Below are 17,063 nucleotides of genomic sequence, written 5' to 3'. Positions count from 1 at the left end.
TTACTAAAAAACAAGCAGTTTTTGACCGCAATCACACAAATGCGACTCAGGCAACTTGCTTTTTTGTGCGCACAAAAAAGCCCGCAAAAGCCGGGCTTCGAGTATTGTTATTTCCAGAATTTATGCGCGTTCTTTGCGGCGAATCAGTGCAAGTGATCCGAGTGCAAACAAAGAAAGCGATGCAGGCTCTGGGATGCCAGGAAGCGTCCCTTGAGTAAAGTCGATGGAGTCATTAGGGACAGTCACAGTAATACGATCATTGTGGCCGAGCGAGGCATACACTTTTAGCTCGACCTGCCAGCGCGTACCCGCTTCCCATTCAACTCTATCTTCGAATTGCAGGATTGGTGTTTGATGATTGAAAGTAAAGGTGTGAGTGTCGTTACCATCGGCGTTCACAAGGTTTGTCGCCAGTGCGCCGGTGTTTGACTCCTGGACTTTGAGCGTAGATGGATCATCAGAATAACCATTGATGCGGCTGTAATTAAAGATTGCGTCAGATACGTAAAAATGCAATGTTGAAGATACGGGTGTCGATGTGGGAACCGTGATGTCGTATTCACCGGCGATATGCATCATATCTCCAGTGGTAAGTGGCGTGCGTGTCCTGCCAGTCCATCGAAGAATGAATGCATCGTAGGAAAGACGGAAGCCATGAAACGAGGTAACGCCGGCAAGCTTCATGACTTGGTTTTGCTCACCAACGGAACCGCTGGAAAGACTTGCAGGTAATGCGGAGCTGATGAGTTCACCACCGTTGTTGATGAGGAACACACCAGCGTAATCGATTGTGAATGTGTCTGCCATGACAGTGGCGTTGGTAGCTAAATTGGCTGTGAGTGTAAGAGCGCAGATGGCTAGTGTGGTTTTGATACGACAGGTAAGTTTGTTTAGAAACATCAATCTCTCCAAATACGGTTGTGGTCATCGCGCAGCGATCGCGTTGATCGTAGTTCTCTCACAGGCGAAACAACTTGGCGGGATTGATGTACCCTCCCCAGAGAGATGCTGCTCAGAAGCGAGATTGTAGGGAAAAACAAGTGATTTACAACGCACTTTGGAGAAAAGCGATGAGAGTACGGAAAACACTTAACTGTAGATTTTGTATATGAGATAACAGGCGATTATGCGTTTGATGAATCGTTGCTAACTTCGGATTCTTCGTGTGGCTGTCGGAGTTGAAGGTACTTGCGGATAATGAGTCGTTGGATGCGGCCCTCTTCGCCGCCGGGTACGGGGACGCGGACAACAAGCTCGATGTGATCCGCGTCGGGAATGGTGAGGACCACGCGCGGGTTGGCAGTGATGTTGTCCATGAACTTCTTTTCTACAAAGGCATCGATGTTGCGACGTGCGTCATCGATGTGTGGCTTGCAGGCAAGCTCGGCGGCTTCGAGGAGCCAATCCTGATGGAGACGCCAATCTTCATCGATATTGATGGGGACGGTGAAGGAGAGGAAGCCGTATCGGCCGGTGATGGTTTCATTGACGGTGGGGACGGAGAGGAGGAGTGAGTTGGGGACATTAAGGGTGCGGCCGGTGTATTGATGAGCGCGTTCGCCGGGGCCGATTTCGAGGAGCTTGGTGGAGAGGATGCCTTGCGAAACAACTTGGCCGCGGAAGTCGTTGATGCGAATGCGATCACCGATGGTGAACATACCGGTGGATGCTTTGAGCATACCGCCGGTGAAGCAGAGGATGAGTTCTTTGGTGGCGAGGATGATGGCGACGGCGAAAGCAACGAGTGAGATGGCGAGGGTTTGTATTTCAGTGGCCCAGATGATGATGAGGCCGAGGATTGCGGTGAAGATGAAGGCCTGATGGATCCAGCCAAGCCAGCGGCGGCGATAGTCACCGGATTTGATTGGCGAAGCTTTAATCCAACGGAGGGTTAAGGCGCGCAAGATCAACAGCGCGATCACGAAAACGATTGAGGCAACGAGGTTATTGAACCAGGCATGGGCCCAGAGATCTTTGAGCATGGGTACACCTACGCATCAAGTATAGAACGGGTTACTAATAGATGTATATCGTATCTACTTGGCATGCGAGTAGAAACATGATGAGCAATTTTATTTTTCACGGATAGTGGGCGTGGCGAAGGTGATGGATTGGGCAGAGAGATGCGATAGGAAACTGTAGAGAAGAAAGAGCGAAAGAAATGGCAATGTGAAGGGGAATAACAGACAAGGCTAACTAATGGTTAGATTGTTATGCATTAATCGATACTATAACAGGCGGATCTTATGTGCGTTAATCATCGTGTAAATGTTCGGTTTTGGGAGCAATTGATCGGTCATTGCAAAACACCCCATGGCCGGCGGTCATGGGCTTGGCGTGGATTTGATCAAGTCCTTTTTTCGCTGAGGAGCGTGTCGTATGGGAGGATGGAAGGATTTTTATTTTTTTTGGGGGGAGGGGAGGATGATTATGCGGCTTGCTGAAGGGTTGGGAATTGAAGGTCTTGATGGAGCTGATGCGGGATGAGTTTTTGAAGGAGATGGAAGTAGTGTGCGGGTTCAGGGCGAAGCGATGCATGGCCGAGAGCTTGTTCAATGGTGGTGGCCATGGTGCGTAGGCCGTTCAATCGATCAGGGATAAGGGTAGAGAAATCAGCGTTGCGATTAAAGAGATTGAGAAAACGCGGGGGATGATTGGCGCTAAGCTGTTGTGTGATGTTCTCAAGTTGGGTGGGATCGCCAGCGGCGTAGAGGAGATAAGGGGCCAAGAGAAGGGTTGTGTTTTGCGGGGCGAGATATGGGGTTTGCTGATGAAGGTGGGTGCACTGACAGATCATTTGCGTGGCGTGCATGAGGGTTGTGCTGAAGTTTTTGGCGGGGATGACGTGGATGGATCTTGAGCGATGCTGAATGTAGTGGAAGGTGTCGAGGTTAACGGCACGGTGATGGAAGTAGGTGAGGCGATTGAAGATATCGAGGGGCTTGTGGTTGTTGCGGACGTGTTGAGCGTCGAAGATCATTTCCCATGTAGCGGCGAGGTTATCTTGTGGTGTGATTTGTGAGTGTGAGTAGGTTTGGAGGCCAAGGAATTTGGCGTTGGTGCGGGTGATGTTGGCGTAGCGAGATTCGAGGAAGTTGGGATCGAGAATGAAGGCGTCGTAGTCGTGTAGGAGTGCATAGCGGGACTCGACGAGGGATAGGCCAAGGGCCCATGAGAGGAAGGAATAGCATTTGGACCAGTTGAGCTTTTTGAGGGTGAGGTATTGTTCGGGCGAGTAGTAGTGGAAGCGGAGTTTGAATTGTGGGTATTGGGCGGTGAGCTGCTGGGGGAGTGTTGTTTTGAGCAGGTGATGCGGGGTATCGACGACGAGGATGATCTCATGGAGATTTTGTGTGTTTTGTTTGGCAAGGAGTTCGAGGTGGAGGGGGAGGAGATTGAGGAGCGGGGCATTGATGCCAAGGATGAGGGAGTAGCCGGGGGTTGGGTTGGGGAGTGGATTCCAGTCGGCAATCTTGCGGAGCTTGTAGCGGGTGGTGTGAATACGAGAAGCGAGGTGGGCAACCGCGGCGGCTGAGCGAAGGCGAGAAGGGCGCGGGGCGAGCGTGGGGGCTTGGGTCTGGGATGTGGGGGCTGGCTTGAGCATGGCGGTGGCCTTGGCGTGGACAGAGTACTAAAGGTGTAAAACGTGCTTACTGGGGTGTTATCGGGGATAAGGAGAGGGATCTGAATGTGGATTTTGCGGAATTTGCAGATTATGCGGGTTTTGGCGACTGAACGGGGCTGTGAGTGAAAATAAGGGGTGATGAATGGCTGAGATGGGGGGAGGAGATGAGGTGATGGAGGGGGAGGATGGTGGAAAACGGGGGAGACGCTAACATATTCGGATCGTTCAATATTGATTTATCGGAATTGGAATCGAGAAATGCGTGATGAGTGAAGTTGGCAAGCAATCGTTTGTTTTATGTCCGGGACAGGGCGCACAGGCCATTGGGATGGGGAAAGCCTGGTTTGATAAATATCCTGTTGCGGCTCAGACGTTCGCGGCTGCGGACAAGGAGCTTGGTTTTGAGCTATCGAAGCTGTGCTTTGAAGGGCCGATCGAGCAGTTGAGCAAAACAGACGTTGCACAAGCGGCGATCTACACGACGTCGGTGGCGTGCTATCAGGCGCTGATTGAAGAAGGTCAGATTGATCCGGTCGGTTTTACGGCTGGTTTGAGCCTGGGCGAGTTTACGGCGCTTCATTTAGCGGGTGCGTATGACTTCATTGACGGTTTGCGTTTGGTGAGGTTGCGTGGTCAGGCGATGCAGGATGCGGCAGATGCGTCGGAGTCAAGCATGGTGGCGATCACTGGTGATGCGAATGAAGAAATCATCAACGAGCTTTGTGACAAGGCGCGTGAAGATGGGATTTTGGTGCCTGCGAATTTCAACTCGCCGATGCAGGTGGTGGTGAGTGGTAGCGTTGATGCGTGTGAACGTGTTGTGGGTGTTGCGAATGAGATGGGTTTGAAGCCTACGCCGCTGACGGTGGCGGGTGCGTTTCATAGTCCGATCATGGCGCCGGCGGCGGATCGTTTGGGCGAGGCATTGGACAAGACGAACTGGGATATTCCGAAGGTTCCTGTGCTATCAAACGTGACGGGCGAGTTACATGAGGCGGATGTTGATTCGATCAAGAAGCGTCTGGTTGAGCAGCTGACGAGCCCTGTGCGTTGGAGTCAGTCGATGCAATGGGCGGCAGCGAATACGGAGATGCCGATGATTGAGGTGTCGCCGGGCAAGGTGCTGACGGGGTTGATGAAGCGGATTGAGCGGAAGCGCAAGGTCACGAACTTTGCCGAGCCGAAAGCTTAATGCGACATTCTATTCGAAAGATAGTCATTGAGACCCATCACGATTGTGGTGGGTTTTTTATTGGATCGTGGGGGTTGATGACGATGGGTGGAGATATGAGGCAAGTGGTTCGATTTATGGTGATTGTGGTGGTGGTGATGGGGATGTTGGCTGCGCTAAGCGCGTGGGGCGGGTACATGATGGGGAGAGATGCGGCGGGTGGTGTCACTTTTGGTGGTGAGCGAAAAACGGACCCGACAAAGGTTGAAGCGAAAGGGCGAGAAGGGTTTGTGCTGGGCGGCTTGATCGGTGCTCTTGAAGGGTTAGTGATCGGTGTGGCAATCGGCTGGGGGGATCTGTATTTCAGCAGGAAGAAGCGTATTGGTGCGCAATAAAAAACCCGCGTGGGTGGTGTGCCCGATGCGGGTGAATCAAAAAAGAAAGAATGTTATTTCGTATTTTTCAGTACGTCTTGAGACGTTTATTTATTTCGTATCGGGGTGCTGATCGCGGATCATGGCAACGATTTGATCCTTCATTTTCAGGTATTTTTGATATTGCTCGTCAGTGAGGATTTCGCGGTACTGGTTATCTTTACGCAACTCGATCTCGCGGAGCTTGCGGTCTTTCTTGATGCGGAATTCTTTTGAATCGAGGATGCGATCCATTTCAGGGATGTATTTGAGATTGAGTTGATAGACTTGTTGGTATTGCTCTTGATTCAGACCGACCTCGGTGTGAAGACGGTCTGCAATACGCTTGGCTAACTGCTGGTTAGACATTGCGGGGGTATTGTCTTGAGCGTCGACATGCCCAGCAGCACAGCCTAACGATAGGAATAACGAGAAAGCGAGCAGGACGGCGCAAATAGCAGTGAACGGTTTGGTCAAGATGGTCATGTTTCTCACTCCGATTGATGAAGAGTAACGAATGGAATTTGTTACCCGTGCTGCCCGCTTTGTGAGATGCTAGGCCTGGGATAAGCAGAAGTAAGGGGTATAGGTAAAAGACATAGTGTGGGATGAGGCGGAGTTATGTGGACATGGTTGAAAGAGGGGTGATAAAAAGCCCGCACAAGAGAATGTGTGCGGGCTTATAAGGAGGGAGTGGATTTTGGTTTTGTATTCAATGAGAGAGAATTTTTTTATGTTGATCGTTCACTAGCTTTATTGGCAGCACGAAACGATTTAAAGCCGAGGTTTAGGGCCTTAGTTTGTGGCGGTGACAGTATCAGCGGCTGAGGCGTTGTGTTGCTTTTGTGGTCTGATTGCGACGTTGTTCGCTTGAGAGAACATGTCGTCGCTGCGGTTGTGCCAAGCTATGTACTGTTTTGGTGTGAGGACAGACTGGTACTTAACGTTTTTCAGGTTCCAGTTACGGAGTACGGTGCGTTCACGCTGCTCGGGTGAGAGCTTGGTATTCTGCAAGTCGCGATCACACTTTTCGGCACACTTGAGATTGATTTCCTGGATCTGAGCGAGCTGCTCATTATTGAGATTACAGATTTGGTCCATTTCTGTAGTGACCATGGTGGCTCGCTGAATGGGAGCTTGTGGAGAGGCCTCCACGGCTCGCTTCTGGAATGAGAAGTTTGCACAGCCCGCTAGTGGGAGTGTGATGGTTAAAGCTGCGAATGCGGTCAAAATCGAAGAAGATTTAACGGTTTTAGTTGTCATAGCTTTTTGAATCCCTTTCCATTGAATACTAGGCAGGGTAAACGCCTAAGTCATCGCCACAATCAAATAAAAATACATTTTTGTAGAAATGTTGCTTTTGCGGCATTTGAAGGTTATGACGCGGGTTATTTGAATCGCATATAGGGATTGAGTTCTGAGCGATAACGAATGTAATCCATGTATTGATCGACAGTTAGGATAGATCTCAGGGAATCTACCTTTTGCTGCTGCATGCGTCTGAAAGCAGCGTGGCGTTTACTGGCAGAAAGCTCATCGAAAGCTCGATCAGTTTCTTTCGCTGAGGTCAGGAAGATCTTGTGGACTTGCCTGGATTGGACTTCATTTAAACTGAGCATGCGTGTGAGCATTTGCGTGGCAACCTGAGCACGCTCTGGAGGCGACAAGGCAGGATCATTGGGGCCTGGAGGGGCAGGAAGGGCAGAGAGCGGCGATTGAGCAGCTTGCGTGGATTCTTCGGCCATATGAGGAGATGGGGCTGCTGAGACCTCAGAAGGCTGCTCTGAGGCTGATTTGATGTGGGTATTCGATTTGGTAGATTCACAACTGGCAAGAAGCAGGCTAAGGGCGAAAATATACGTCGTATAAAGCGTCTTGGTATCCATGGTATCTCTGCTGTTTAATAGAGTCTTAAACGTTATCTCCGTGTGCTTACATTTGTGGTTGTGTGGTCTATAGGTATTTAATGCAAGGTTTGAAAAAATAGCGACAGCCGGACTTGCCTTATAGGTTAGGTAGTGATGCGGATTTGTGGGTTATGCCCGGTGAAACTGCAGATGTGTGGATTGGGGGGAAATAGGGCTAGCGATAAGGGAAATGATGGCAGTATGCTGTGAGGCTTGTGTAGGGGGAGGTGTCCAAATTTGGGCGGGTTTATTATCGAAACGAAAGGGAGCAGACATGCGCGTAATCCGGTTTTTTATGGTGTTTTTGGCGATGACAGTTGTTATTGGTGTTTTGAGTGCAGTTAGTGGTGGATTGATTGGAAAATCGGTATCGGGTGATTTTTCATTCGAAGCGAACGGGCCCCGTGGTGAGGCTGTGGTGATTGGTGGTGGGAAAGAGGGGGTTTTCTTTGAAGCTTCGGAGAATAGTGATGAGATGAGCTATCCGAAGACGCGGATGCAGGCAGATGACGGCTCGAAAGTGGAAGCGGGCTCGATTGAGATTCAGGCGGGCAATGCACGGGTTGAGGTTAGTGGGGGAGATGTGAAGATGATGAGTCGACATGGGAAGCGGCATGGGAGCGGTGATGTGGCAATGTCGTGGGGATTCAATCCTTTGAAGGCAGGTGTAATGGTTGGGGGTGGATTGGGGATCATGGTTGGCTTGATAATTGGGCTGATTGTGGCAACGATCGATCAGATCGTGGTGGGTACGAGAAAGAGCCAAAGCTCGGGGAAACGTGCAAGCACGGGCTGATTGTGTATGATCTGTCGCAATATGATACGTTGACAGCCACGGGGGCTTGCCGACGAGGAGGGGGCTAAAATCGGCTTGCTGACGTATGGACAGGACAGAAATGACGCGCGAGAGCGCGGCCGCGCTTTGGCGTTGGTAGCAGGGAATATGCAGAGATGGCAAAACTTGAAGGAAAGCGTGTGGCGGTTGTGACGGGGGCAAGCCGAGGGATTGGCAAGGCGATTGCATTCGCGTTGGCGAAACAGGATCGTCATGTGGTGTTGGTGGCGCGGAATGAGGGTTTGCTAAACGAAGTTAAGGGTGAGATTGAGAGCATGGGCGGTGAAGCAAGTGTGAAGACTTGTGATATGAGCGATGGTACTGCAGTAACGGCTTTAATTGAAGCGGTTGCTGATGAGCATAAACGGTTGGATATTTTGGTAAATAACGCTGGGATTACGCGGGATAATTTGCTGCTTCGGATGACGGATGAAGAGTTTGACGAGGTGATCAATACGAACTTGCGTAGTGTGTTTGTGGCATGTCGCGCGGCACTTCGGCCGATGATGCGTGGAAAATTCGGAAGAATTATCAACATTGCATCGGTTGCAGGGTTGACTGGTAATCCAGGTCAGGCGAATTATGCAGCAGCGAAGAGTGGGTTGGGTGGTTTGACGAAAACGATTGCGAAAGAGCTTGCGAGCAAGAAGATCACAGCGAACGTGGTTGCTCCGGGTTTTATCGCGACAGACATGACAGATGTGCTTCCTGAGTCGATTAAGGCGATGGTTAAGCAGGTTACCCCGGTTGGTCGGATGGGTGAGCCGAATGAAATTGCGGCGGCTGTGGCGTTTCTGGCGAGCGATGATGCGAGCTATGTGACGGGTCAGACGTTGGCTGTTGACGGCGGGATGACGATGATGTAATTGTAAAGTGGTGGGGTTTCGGGGGGTGGTGAGGTGAGGGCATTGTTAGGTGTAAGTGAGGGAATGGCTTGAGAGAGTGGCCGGAACTCGCTATATTCCCCGGTTAGTCATTATTGGACCGAAATTTTCAGATCCAGAAAAATAAATTACTCGCTCCTGCGGTGCAGGAACAAGGAGCCGATCATGGACGAAAAAGAAATTGAAGAAAAAGTAGTCGCAATCGTTGCAGAACAGATGGGCGTGGATAAAGGCGAAATCAATCGTGACACGAATTTCGTGAACGATTTGAACGCAGACAGCTTGGACACTGTTGAGCTGGTGATGGAGTTTGAAGACGAGTTTGAGACTTCCATTCCAGACGAAGACGCAGAAAAGATCCAGACTGTTGGTCAGGCAATCGAATTCATCAAGCAACACATGGACTAATTTCCCGTGTGAAGTTTGAGAGTGGGGGAGAAGAGCAGCGGGCGTCATGGCCCGTCGCGAAAATTGGGAAATTGTGCAGCGCTGGTTGAGCGGGACCTGAGCAGAACTGCGAAAGCAGGGAGGTGACAGGGGCTGCTCAGCCAGTGCTGTGTTTCAAAATGGGGTCAAGGTGCTGGATGGGGCTTTGGGGAGTGGTGAGTGGCATATTGGGACGGGATTAACAGGTTGATGAGACTTGGGGAAAGGGTGAATGAGGGGGTAAAAGTTGGCGATATGGCGGGGTATGCTTAGAATGATTGGTTCACAGGCATGCAGCCGTATGAATTTCGTATGAGTTCTAGCAGCCTGAAGTAGACGTCGAAGACGTTTGAATGTTGAACACATTTAAGTGGCGCAAGCGGAAGAACGCTTGCGGAGAAAATGTGACCTGCTGAAGTTTGAGCGGACCGAAGCGGGATTAAGAATGTTTCACACGCATCCGAGATGCAAAGCATGAGCAAACGTGTAGTCATAACAGGGCTCGGCTGGGTCACAAGCCTAGGTACGAGCGTCGATGGGGTCTGGAAAGACCTGCTTGCTGGCAAGAGCGGTATCAAAAAGATTGAGAAATTCGATACAACGAAATACTCAACGAAGATTGCTGGCGAGATCACAAAATATGATGGGGGTGATCACCTTGACCGTCGTGCTGCAAAGCGTCTTGACCGTTTTGCACAGTACGCAATGAATGCGTCGATCGATGCGGTCAATGATTCAGGGATCGATTTCGATCAAGAAGACCCATATCGCTGCGGCGTTATTATTGGGTCTGGTATTGGTGGCATGAAGGAATTTGAAGACGGTCATCGTAAGCTGATGGAAAAGGGACCAGATCGCCTGAGCCCATTCATGGTGCCGAAGCTGATGTGTAACGCAGCAGCAGGTAACGTGTCGATCCATTACGGATTACGTGGGCCTAACTGTGCATTAGTCTCGGCTTGTGCATCAGCTGCACACGCGATCGGTGAAGGCTACGAGATGATCCGTCGTGGTTCATGCGACGTCATTCTTGGTGGCGGTTCAGAAGCTGCGGTCACGCCGCTTGGCTTGGGCTGCTTTATTGCATTGAAAGCTTTGTCAAAGCGTAACGATGACCCTACCCACGCGTCACGTCCATTCGACAAAGACCGTGATGGGTTTGTGCTTTCCGAAGGTGCTGGCATCGTCTTACTCGAAGAGTATGAACATGCGAAGGCACGTGGCGCTGAAATCCATGCTGAGTTATTGGGCTATGGCCAATCGGCAGACGGCATACATATCACGGCTCCGGATGAAGAAGGCCGCGGTGCTGCATTTGCGATGGAATACGCATTGAAAGATGCTGGGATCACGACCAATGACATTGATTACATCAATGCTCACGGTACAAGCACCGGCTTAGGCGATGTTGCTGAAACACGGGCGATCAAGCGAACGTTCGGTGAAGACGCATACAAGCTGTCTGTCAGTTCAACCAAGAGCATGACGGGGCACCTACTAGGTGCGTCGGGCGGCATTGAGGCCATTGCAACAGCTTTGGCGGTAAAGAACGACGTGATGCCTCCAACAATCAACCTTGAAAATCCTGAAGATGAATGCGATCTTGATTACGTGCCTAACGAAGCACGCGAAAAAGAAATCACTTATGCCCTGAGCAACAGCTTTGGATTTGGTGGGCACAATACCTCATTGGCAATCGGCAAGATTTAAGACCAAAAACAATGAATGGGGGACTTGGCTTGAAAGAGCCGATGAAAAAGAAATAGCAAGACGGCCTGAAGGAGACGACAGGCCGTCTTTTTAAAGGGGGCGGCTTTACGAGCCTGCTGTGAGGGCGTAAAACGTAAAAGACTGGCTGGCTGAGTGGTTAGATGCAATAATGGCAGCTGGGAAGACGTTGAATAAGAGTTGGGGATATCAAATAGGACGCAAATCATGGAATGGAATACAGTAGTAACGATGGGATTTTTCGGCCAAATTGGTTGGCAAGAAATCTTGATATTGGCATTGATCGGGGTACTACTGTTTGGTCGCCGCCTGCCTGAGATTGGCAAAAAGATGGGCCAGGGAATTGTCGAGTTCAAGAAGGGACTTGCGGGCATTGAGGACGACATTGATCCGGCAAGCCAAAGCCAGCCACGGATCGACAATCAGCAAAGCGGTCAGCAGATGGACATGACGGGCAATGAGAAGGAAAAGTCACCCACGGATAATCCACAGAATGGTCAAAGCGCCTGAGTGAGCTTGACCCGTGAGTGAGAGGGAGTATTTTGTTCAAATGAAAGGGCGTTTAGCTCAGCTGGCTAGAGCGCATCGTTCACATCGATGAGGTCACTGGTTCGAGTCCAGTATCGCCCACTAAAAAAACTCCCGACTCTGTGCGGGAGTTTTTTATTTTCATCTACCAATCGTATGACCCCATCGCGTTAGGTATATAAAGCACACGCCTCACAGAAAATCATGTGAGACGTGTGACAGCAAGTTCTATTCACGTAATACGCTTTATCTATTCAGAGCAACTCTGGCCATCACAATCATCATCGCCGTCGCATGACTCTTTCTCTGCGCGCTCCTTGCATGTAGAACGGTTAGGGCACGTTGCGCAGTCATCTTCTTTTTCCGGTTTTTCGGATTTTGTAGCAAGTGCTTGAACAAATTCGACGTCGGTTAATAGTGGTTGGAATTCAAGCGTGTTATTCACGACTCGTTTTAATCCAGCATGTGATTTTGGGTGTGCTGCCTTTAAGATTGTCGCCATGCTCTCAGATGCGTCTGCATGATGCCCTAATAGCGCTTGTAGCCTCGCTATACGAAACAACAAGCCCATACTCACAGATTCATTCTCTGCTAGATCTACCAATGTGGCCTCTGCATGATCTGTCTTGTTCAAGTGTGCCGCAGCCAACCCCTGCAAAACAAGCGTTATTCTCGATGCCTCTTCAGGTGATATCGATGCTAGAAGATTCTCAGCTTCCTGATATTCACCGACTTTGATGAGTGCTTCAGACAAAATATTCGTTGTCGTTATCGAAGGATCACGTTCCCGCATCTGTTGGCAGAGGGCAATCAATCGAGATGCATCGTTGTTATTGGTATAGAAAATGCGCAGTGATTTTGCGTAACGGAACCATTTTTCGTTACTTTCCTCATCTTGGATCAGCGTTTGCATGCGCGTAATATTGTGCAGTTTTGAGTACTGCTTTTTGTATGACATATTCTCAGGTTCAGCTTTGTATGCTGCCTTGAACGCTTCTGCTGCTTGTACGTATTCTGTTGCCGCTACGTGTTGCATCCCTCGCTCATAAAACGTTTTGCCGGCCGAATCATTTGCTGCCAAATGAGTGGACATCGTTGCCAATACCGTCGCAACCAAAATTGTTAGTAATAGATTTTTCTTCATATCTCTTTGATCCTAGAAATAAGTTTGTGTGATACCGAAATTGCAGATGCAACTACAATCTCACTTAATTATTAATTCATATCCACGAGATGAAGCTCACGCATCGTATATCTGCTTCACCGTATCAATGACACCAATTACTTTTTTACAAACCCCGACAAGCCTATTAAAGCACGACAAACGTGTAAAAATTAAGCAAATTCAATTCATAATTTTTATTAAATTATTTTTGAATCAACTTACGCATTTAATGGTATTACATAGTTATTAGTATTTTCATTTATATAAAAACTATCCTATAAGATTGGCCAAATATTCTCTTATCAAAAGAGAACATATTAGGATTCATATATTTAGTGATTTGGTCGTTAACAATTGATTAAAGGCAGTTGGGTTACCCAACAATTTAATACAAAAAAATAACTAAATTTATATACAAATCGTATTCTATTTAATAACAATACTTTATCTAAAAATATTAATAAAAATATTGCCGCCTATATGATATTGAAACTGATTATCACTTGCAAGTATATTTAGTTAATTGTATATAAATATGCGTAACACTACTATTTTCACATAGAAAGGGATTCTAATTATATGATTAATTACTTTATTAAATTTAAGTACACTTTTTTCGCATCATTACTATTAAACATGAATACATATATCAATGCTGAAACTAGTGAATTTATTGTATATTCAACTACGGTCGGCCAACCGATTGTTGGAGATTGGACTTGGGGTGGTGAACCAATATTTTTTGAAGGCTGGAGTAAAGACACAGGGAATTATCCAATTATTGATCTGAGAGACGACTTCAATACACTAGATGTAGGAGTTACAAGATTTGATCCCAGTCTGGGTGACCTTAAAGATGTGAAAATAACATATTCTCTTACTGTTACTAACCCTGTTGTAGACAGTTATATCGGAATTAGTGAAGAATTCTCGGAATGGATTGATGAAACCGAAATACAAGAATTATCTGGCCCGCTCTTTACGCACTTAGTTTTCAGGTTAAAGTCACCAGAAATTGGGTTTTCCTCAAATCTAGGTAATTATCGTAAAAAACAATCAATGATAAATCTACCTCCCATTGAAGGGGATTTAGAAGATGGTGATTTTTTTGTCACTTACAAGTATGAGAGTGGTACCAATCTAGGATCCACGTTGTCAGGCAGCAAGACTTTTGGAAACATCGCTGATTTTATCGGTTATGGTCAAATAAACTTTCAATTGCCTACCTATATTGAATCTGCAATGAGCTATATTGTTGATTCTGATCCTAGCAACTCCATGATACATACCACATATTTACGTACTCAAATTGTCGGGATAATTTCAATTGAATACGAATACATTCCCACACAATAAATTTATTCTTATTAGATAAAATAAAACAGGGTCTACACGACCCTGTTTTATTTTATCTTTTGACCTACATGGCCGGTAACGTATAGCACGTTGGAGCCATATTTCTTTGCTTCATTACCAGATGGATGTGGCCAAACCTGCTCTTTGTACGGCACTGTATATCCACGGAATGGACCTCTAAAACCAGTCAGTCCGGGTTTGAGTGTAAAATTATCCATTACGATCATTTGCCTTTCTAAACCCTTCTTTAATTCTTCACGCTGAACGTTGTAGAATCTTTTCTTACCAAACAGATCTCTTATCTCACCATTAGATCGCACAGAGAAATGAGCATAAAACATGTATGTATTGCCATATGACACAAATGGATCTACTTGAGAAGGACAAATCCACGTTGAATCATGACCATCCATATAGCCCTGCTGATCAAAGATTGCAGGCAAACCGAAAGTCTCAGGCAATGCCCTTGGATCATTTGATGTTTTATTACCAGGTGCCTGACGATAGCTAAAAGCACCCAATATATAAGAGCCAGGCCAGAATCCATCAAAATCCACAACATAGGAATGCCCGACAGTATAGATCTGCTTAAGATTACTCATACAGACTACCTGCTGAGCTTTGATTCTGGATTTTCTCAGAGCAGGCATTAACAGGCCAATAAGCACAGCTAAAATCGAAATTACAATTAGCAATTCGATAAGTGTAAAGCCATGACCACTACGATTAAGGGTGGTCATGGCGTACTTAGTATTATCTTTGTTAGTTTTCATGCTTATTCTTACTGTGCGAATATGGTAAGAAGAGACGCACATGTACGATGAATGTGGTGGAGTAGAATCTCTATGCTTGCTTGCGACGTAGTAGTAACAATGAACTTGCCATGAGCATCATGACCGCTGAAGGTTCAGGTATGAGATAAGTGACCTCGCCGACAAGATTGCCGTTGTAGCTGAAAACTAAATCTCGCAAATCCAAATCAATATTGTAGATCTGCCCTAATGAAAGACGGCCATCCAGAGCTACTGGTGCGAAACCCAAACCACCAACAAACTTATCACCTGACGTCTCAAACATGCCGGCTACAGGAATGAAATTGCTCTCAACAACACTGTCTGCGTCACCAACGATTTGAAAGCTGGTGAATGATGCATTACCAACTAGGTTCACTGTACCATCGGCAGTAATTTCAATTGAGAGATCCTCCGATTCTGCCGCAGCAAACACTGGGGTATTCGCTTGAGTCGTAACAACATCTGATGTAACTGCCACTTCTGTCTCGTAAGAATCCGCAGGATTGAATGAAGCACGTAACGCTTCAAAATCAGCTATGTCGACAGCACCATTCGTGTTGTAGTTGTAATTACCATCAAACCATGACTTATCTGTTGCTGTTGGATCGAAATTGCTCCGCAATGTTTCGAAATCAGAAATATCAACTTTGAAATCCCAGTTTGTGTCGCCTGCACGCAGGTTGATAAATTGACGCAATACATCCATGTCTTTGTTTGTTACCGCGTGGCTAGCAAGCACACCTGTCTTTCGATCAAAATCTGCCGTGCCGTTTAAATCTGCTGAAATATAATGTAGATATTCATCACTGCCGACAATCAGGCTCGCAGCATCTACCTGTTCATACTGAGTTTTAAAGAAATTTGTATCCGCTACGTTGATTTGTCCGTCTTGATTTAAATCGCCACTTTTACCAATCGTGACGCCGGTAACAAACGTGTTATTTGTACGAGTCATGAGCTGTAAATCACCACCATCAATCTCTCGCAATTGAAGCCGGGTTGCATTACCACTATTACTGTAATACTTACCACCATTTGTTTTGTTGAATATAGACAACTGAGCTTTATTAGCGATACTAATCAGGCGGCCAGCTTGATCCAACTTAAAGATATTGCCACCTTTGCCTTCGACAAAATATAGATTACCTTCAGTATCAGCCGTTGAAGCCCAAAGCCTTGTATCATCACGTTCCGTGAACGCAAGCAAATCTTCCCCTGAAACCAATGTTTTGACATCACTAGCACCAGACTCACCATCAACAAAATAGCTGATGCCATTTGCATTGCCGTTATCTGCTGCACCGCTGATGATCACTTGGTCACCAGCCCCTTCGCCAGCACCGAAATCACGAACACTGGTATGCACGACACTCGGCTCAGCGTAGTACGTACTACTGGAATCGGCCCCCACCGTTACCACATGATTCAACTCATTCGTTTCAACATTTAAACGATATATTCCGCCACCTTTTTCACGATTACCGTGATTAGAAATATAGATTGATTTACCACTACTCGACCAAGCGAACTGTCTTGCAATGTATGGCCTTTTTTCATAATCGGAATCAATCGATGCGTTCGTAAAATCGTTATTTGTCGCAATAACACCGAATGCATCATTCCAATCAGTAACACCTGTCGCACCATACACAGAGCCATCAGGCGCACCAGTTTGAGCATTCGCACGGTCAGGCGTTTTAGTCGTCGCACTACCGATCTTACGAAGATCATATGCCATGACTGCTTTACCCCATTCAGGGCGCAGTGTAAGGCCGTCTTCTTTCACATCTGAGTAATTGATTAACACACCCAACTCACCCGCTTGATATATAACACCGTTGCGAGTCACCTCTTTAGGATTCAACAGCATGCTGAATAAGTAGGTGTTACCGCTGTTATTAGCACTCGTCAGGCCACCCGAAACATCGGAAGCGCGGTTGAACAACTCAATATCTGTTGGCGTCACATATGTTTCGGAATCATCTGCTGCAGAATCATACTGTCGCACTCCGGCAGCGGTACCAAATGTCGCCAACCAAAAGTTTCCCGTATTAGCATCGTAAGCATAACCACCCAATCGCCCACCATCAGCTTCTGAATGAGCTTGCCCAACCAATAAATCCATATGGCTGGGAGCAGCCGCAAATGAAGTACCGCATAGCATGCCCGCAGCCAACATCCCTAAAAGTATCTTATTAACTGGATAGCATTTATATTTATTTTGCATCACA

Annotated in this window: 17 protein-coding genes and 1 tRNA gene; 9 read left to right on the top strand and 9 right to left on the bottom strand. The window is 47.4% G+C overall.

Annotation, left to right across the window (positions count from 1 at the left end; translation table 11 throughout):
* Nucleotides 1-120 precede the first annotated feature (120 nt).
* The 3 genes from KS4_RS04345 to KS4_RS04335 all read right to left on the bottom strand — a co-directional run bounded on the left by KS4_RS04345 (nt 121) and on the right by KS4_RS04335 (nt 3,604).
* Entirely contained in the window at nt 121-900 is a 780-nt protein-coding gene (locus KS4_RS04345; RefSeq protein WP_145075119.1) for a PEP-CTERM sorting domain-containing protein, read from the bottom strand.
* 224 nt (nt 901-1,124) lie between these two features.
* Complete coding sequence (locus tag KS4_RS04340; RefSeq protein WP_145075117.1) at nt 1,125-1,982, bottom strand: mechanosensitive ion channel family protein; 858 nt, start codon at nt 1,980-1,982, stop codon at nt 1,125-1,127.
* 446 nt (nt 1,983-2,428) lie between these two features.
* Nucleotides 2,429-3,604 (bottom strand): hypothetical protein, encoded by a 1,176-nt coding sequence (locus KS4_RS04335; RefSeq protein ID WP_145075114.1) that lies wholly within the window; start codon nt 3,602-3,604, stop codon nt 2,429-2,431.
* 286 nt (nt 3,605-3,890) lie between these two features.
* Here KS4_RS04335 and fabD point away from each other — a divergent pair, with 286 nt between their 5' ends.
* On the top strand, nt 3,891-4,817 hold the full coding sequence (gene fabD, locus KS4_RS04330; protein WP_145075111.1) for an ACP S-malonyltransferase: 927 nt from the start codon (nt 3,891-3,893) through the stop codon (nt 4,815-4,817).
* Between the two features lie 77 nt (nt 4,818-4,894).
* Complete coding sequence (locus tag KS4_RS04325; protein ID WP_145075109.1) at nt 4,895-5,191, top strand: hypothetical protein; 297 nt, start codon at nt 4,895-4,897, stop codon at nt 5,189-5,191.
* Between the two features lie 90 nt (nt 5,192-5,281).
* On the opposite strand, the gene KS4_RS04320 is transcribed toward KS4_RS04325, so the two are convergent.
* From KS4_RS04320 to KS4_RS04310, 3 genes are all read right to left on the bottom strand, one after another.
* Entirely contained in the window at nt 5,282-5,695 is a 414-nt protein-coding gene (locus KS4_RS04320) for a hypothetical protein (RefSeq protein ID WP_145075106.1), read from the bottom strand.
* A gap of 309 nt (nt 5,696-6,004) precedes the next feature.
* On the bottom strand, nt 6,005-6,472 hold the full coding sequence (locus tag KS4_RS04315; RefSeq protein ID WP_145075104.1) for a hypothetical protein: 468 nt from the start codon (nt 6,470-6,472) through the stop codon (nt 6,005-6,007).
* Between the two features lie 125 nt (nt 6,473-6,597).
* Nucleotides 6,598-7,095 carry an RAD23 family protein gene (locus KS4_RS04310; protein ID WP_145075102.1) on the bottom strand — a complete coding sequence of 166 codons (498 nt, stop codon included), beginning with the start codon at nt 7,093-7,095 and terminating at the stop codon, nt 6,598-6,600.
* A gap of 295 nt (nt 7,096-7,390) precedes the next feature.
* Between KS4_RS04310 and KS4_RS04305 the strand changes: the two genes are divergently transcribed.
* From KS4_RS04305 to KS4_RS04280, 6 genes are all read left to right on the top strand, one after another.
* A complete protein-coding gene (locus KS4_RS04305; protein ID WP_145075099.1) occupies nt 7,391-7,912 on the top strand; it encodes a hypothetical protein in 522 nt (173 codons plus the stop codon).
* 155 nt (nt 7,913-8,067) lie between these two features.
* The gene (gene fabG, locus KS4_RS04300; protein WP_145075096.1) at nt 8,068-8,817 is read left to right on the top strand and encodes a 3-oxoacyl-[acyl-carrier-protein] reductase; all 750 of its coding nucleotides are present in this window, start codon (nt 8,068-8,070) and stop codon (nt 8,815-8,817) included.
* 183 nt (nt 8,818-9,000) lie between these two features.
* Nucleotides 9,001-9,243, top strand: a complete 243-nt coding sequence (gene acpP / locus KS4_RS04295; RefSeq protein ID WP_145075093.1) for an acyl carrier protein — start codon at nt 9,001-9,003, stop codon at nt 9,241-9,243.
* Between the two features lie 492 nt (nt 9,244-9,735).
* Nucleotides 9,736-10,971 (top strand): beta-ketoacyl-ACP synthase II, encoded by a 1,236-nt coding sequence (gene fabF, locus KS4_RS04290; RefSeq protein WP_145075090.1) that lies wholly within the window; start codon nt 9,736-9,738, stop codon nt 10,969-10,971.
* 225 nt (nt 10,972-11,196) lie between these two features.
* Nucleotides 11,197-11,499, top strand: coding sequence for a Sec-independent protein translocase subunit TatA/TatB (locus KS4_RS04285; protein ID WP_200761565.1), 303 nt, complete (start codon nt 11,197-11,199; stop codon nt 11,497-11,499).
* A gap of 46 nt (nt 11,500-11,545) precedes the next feature.
* Nucleotides 11,546-11,619: transfer RNA gene (locus KS4_RS04280), tRNA-Val, on the top strand.
* Nucleotides 11,620-11,767: 148 nt separating this feature from the next.
* On the opposite strand, the gene KS4_RS04275 is transcribed toward KS4_RS04280, so the two are convergent.
* Entirely contained in the window at nt 11,768-12,661 is an 894-nt protein-coding gene (locus KS4_RS04275; protein ID WP_145075087.1) for a tetratricopeptide repeat protein, read from the bottom strand.
* Nucleotides 12,662-13,318: 657 nt separating this feature from the next.
* Between KS4_RS04275 and KS4_RS04270 the strand changes: the two genes are divergently transcribed.
* Nucleotides 13,319-14,038: a hypothetical protein gene (locus KS4_RS04270; protein ID WP_145075084.1), complete on the top strand. Its 720-nt coding sequence runs from the start codon at nt 13,319-13,321 to the stop codon at nt 14,036-14,038.
* A gap of 47 nt (nt 14,039-14,085) precedes the next feature.
* Here the strand turns inward: KS4_RS04270 and KS4_RS04265 are convergent, their stop codons facing one another.
* Together KS4_RS04265 and KS4_RS04260 are read right to left on the bottom strand one after the other, a co-directional pair.
* Nucleotides 14,086-14,811 (bottom strand): type II secretion system protein, encoded by a 726-nt coding sequence (locus KS4_RS04265; RefSeq protein ID WP_200761564.1) that lies wholly within the window; start codon nt 14,809-14,811, stop codon nt 14,086-14,088.
* Between the two features lie 70 nt (nt 14,812-14,881).
* Nucleotides 14,882-17,059, bottom strand: coding sequence for a hypothetical protein (locus KS4_RS04260; protein ID WP_200761563.1), 2,178 nt, complete (start codon nt 17,057-17,059; stop codon nt 14,882-14,884).
* Nucleotides 17,060-17,063 lie beyond the last annotated feature (4 nt).

The organism is Poriferisphaera corsica, from assembly GCF_007747445.1.
GTDB classification, from domain to species: domain Bacteria; phylum Planctomycetota; class Phycisphaerae; order Phycisphaerales; family Phycisphaeraceae; genus Poriferisphaera; species Poriferisphaera corsica.
The sequence above is the reverse complement of the archived record's forward strand: the minus strand, read 5'-3'. Positions and strand labels throughout refer to the sequence as shown.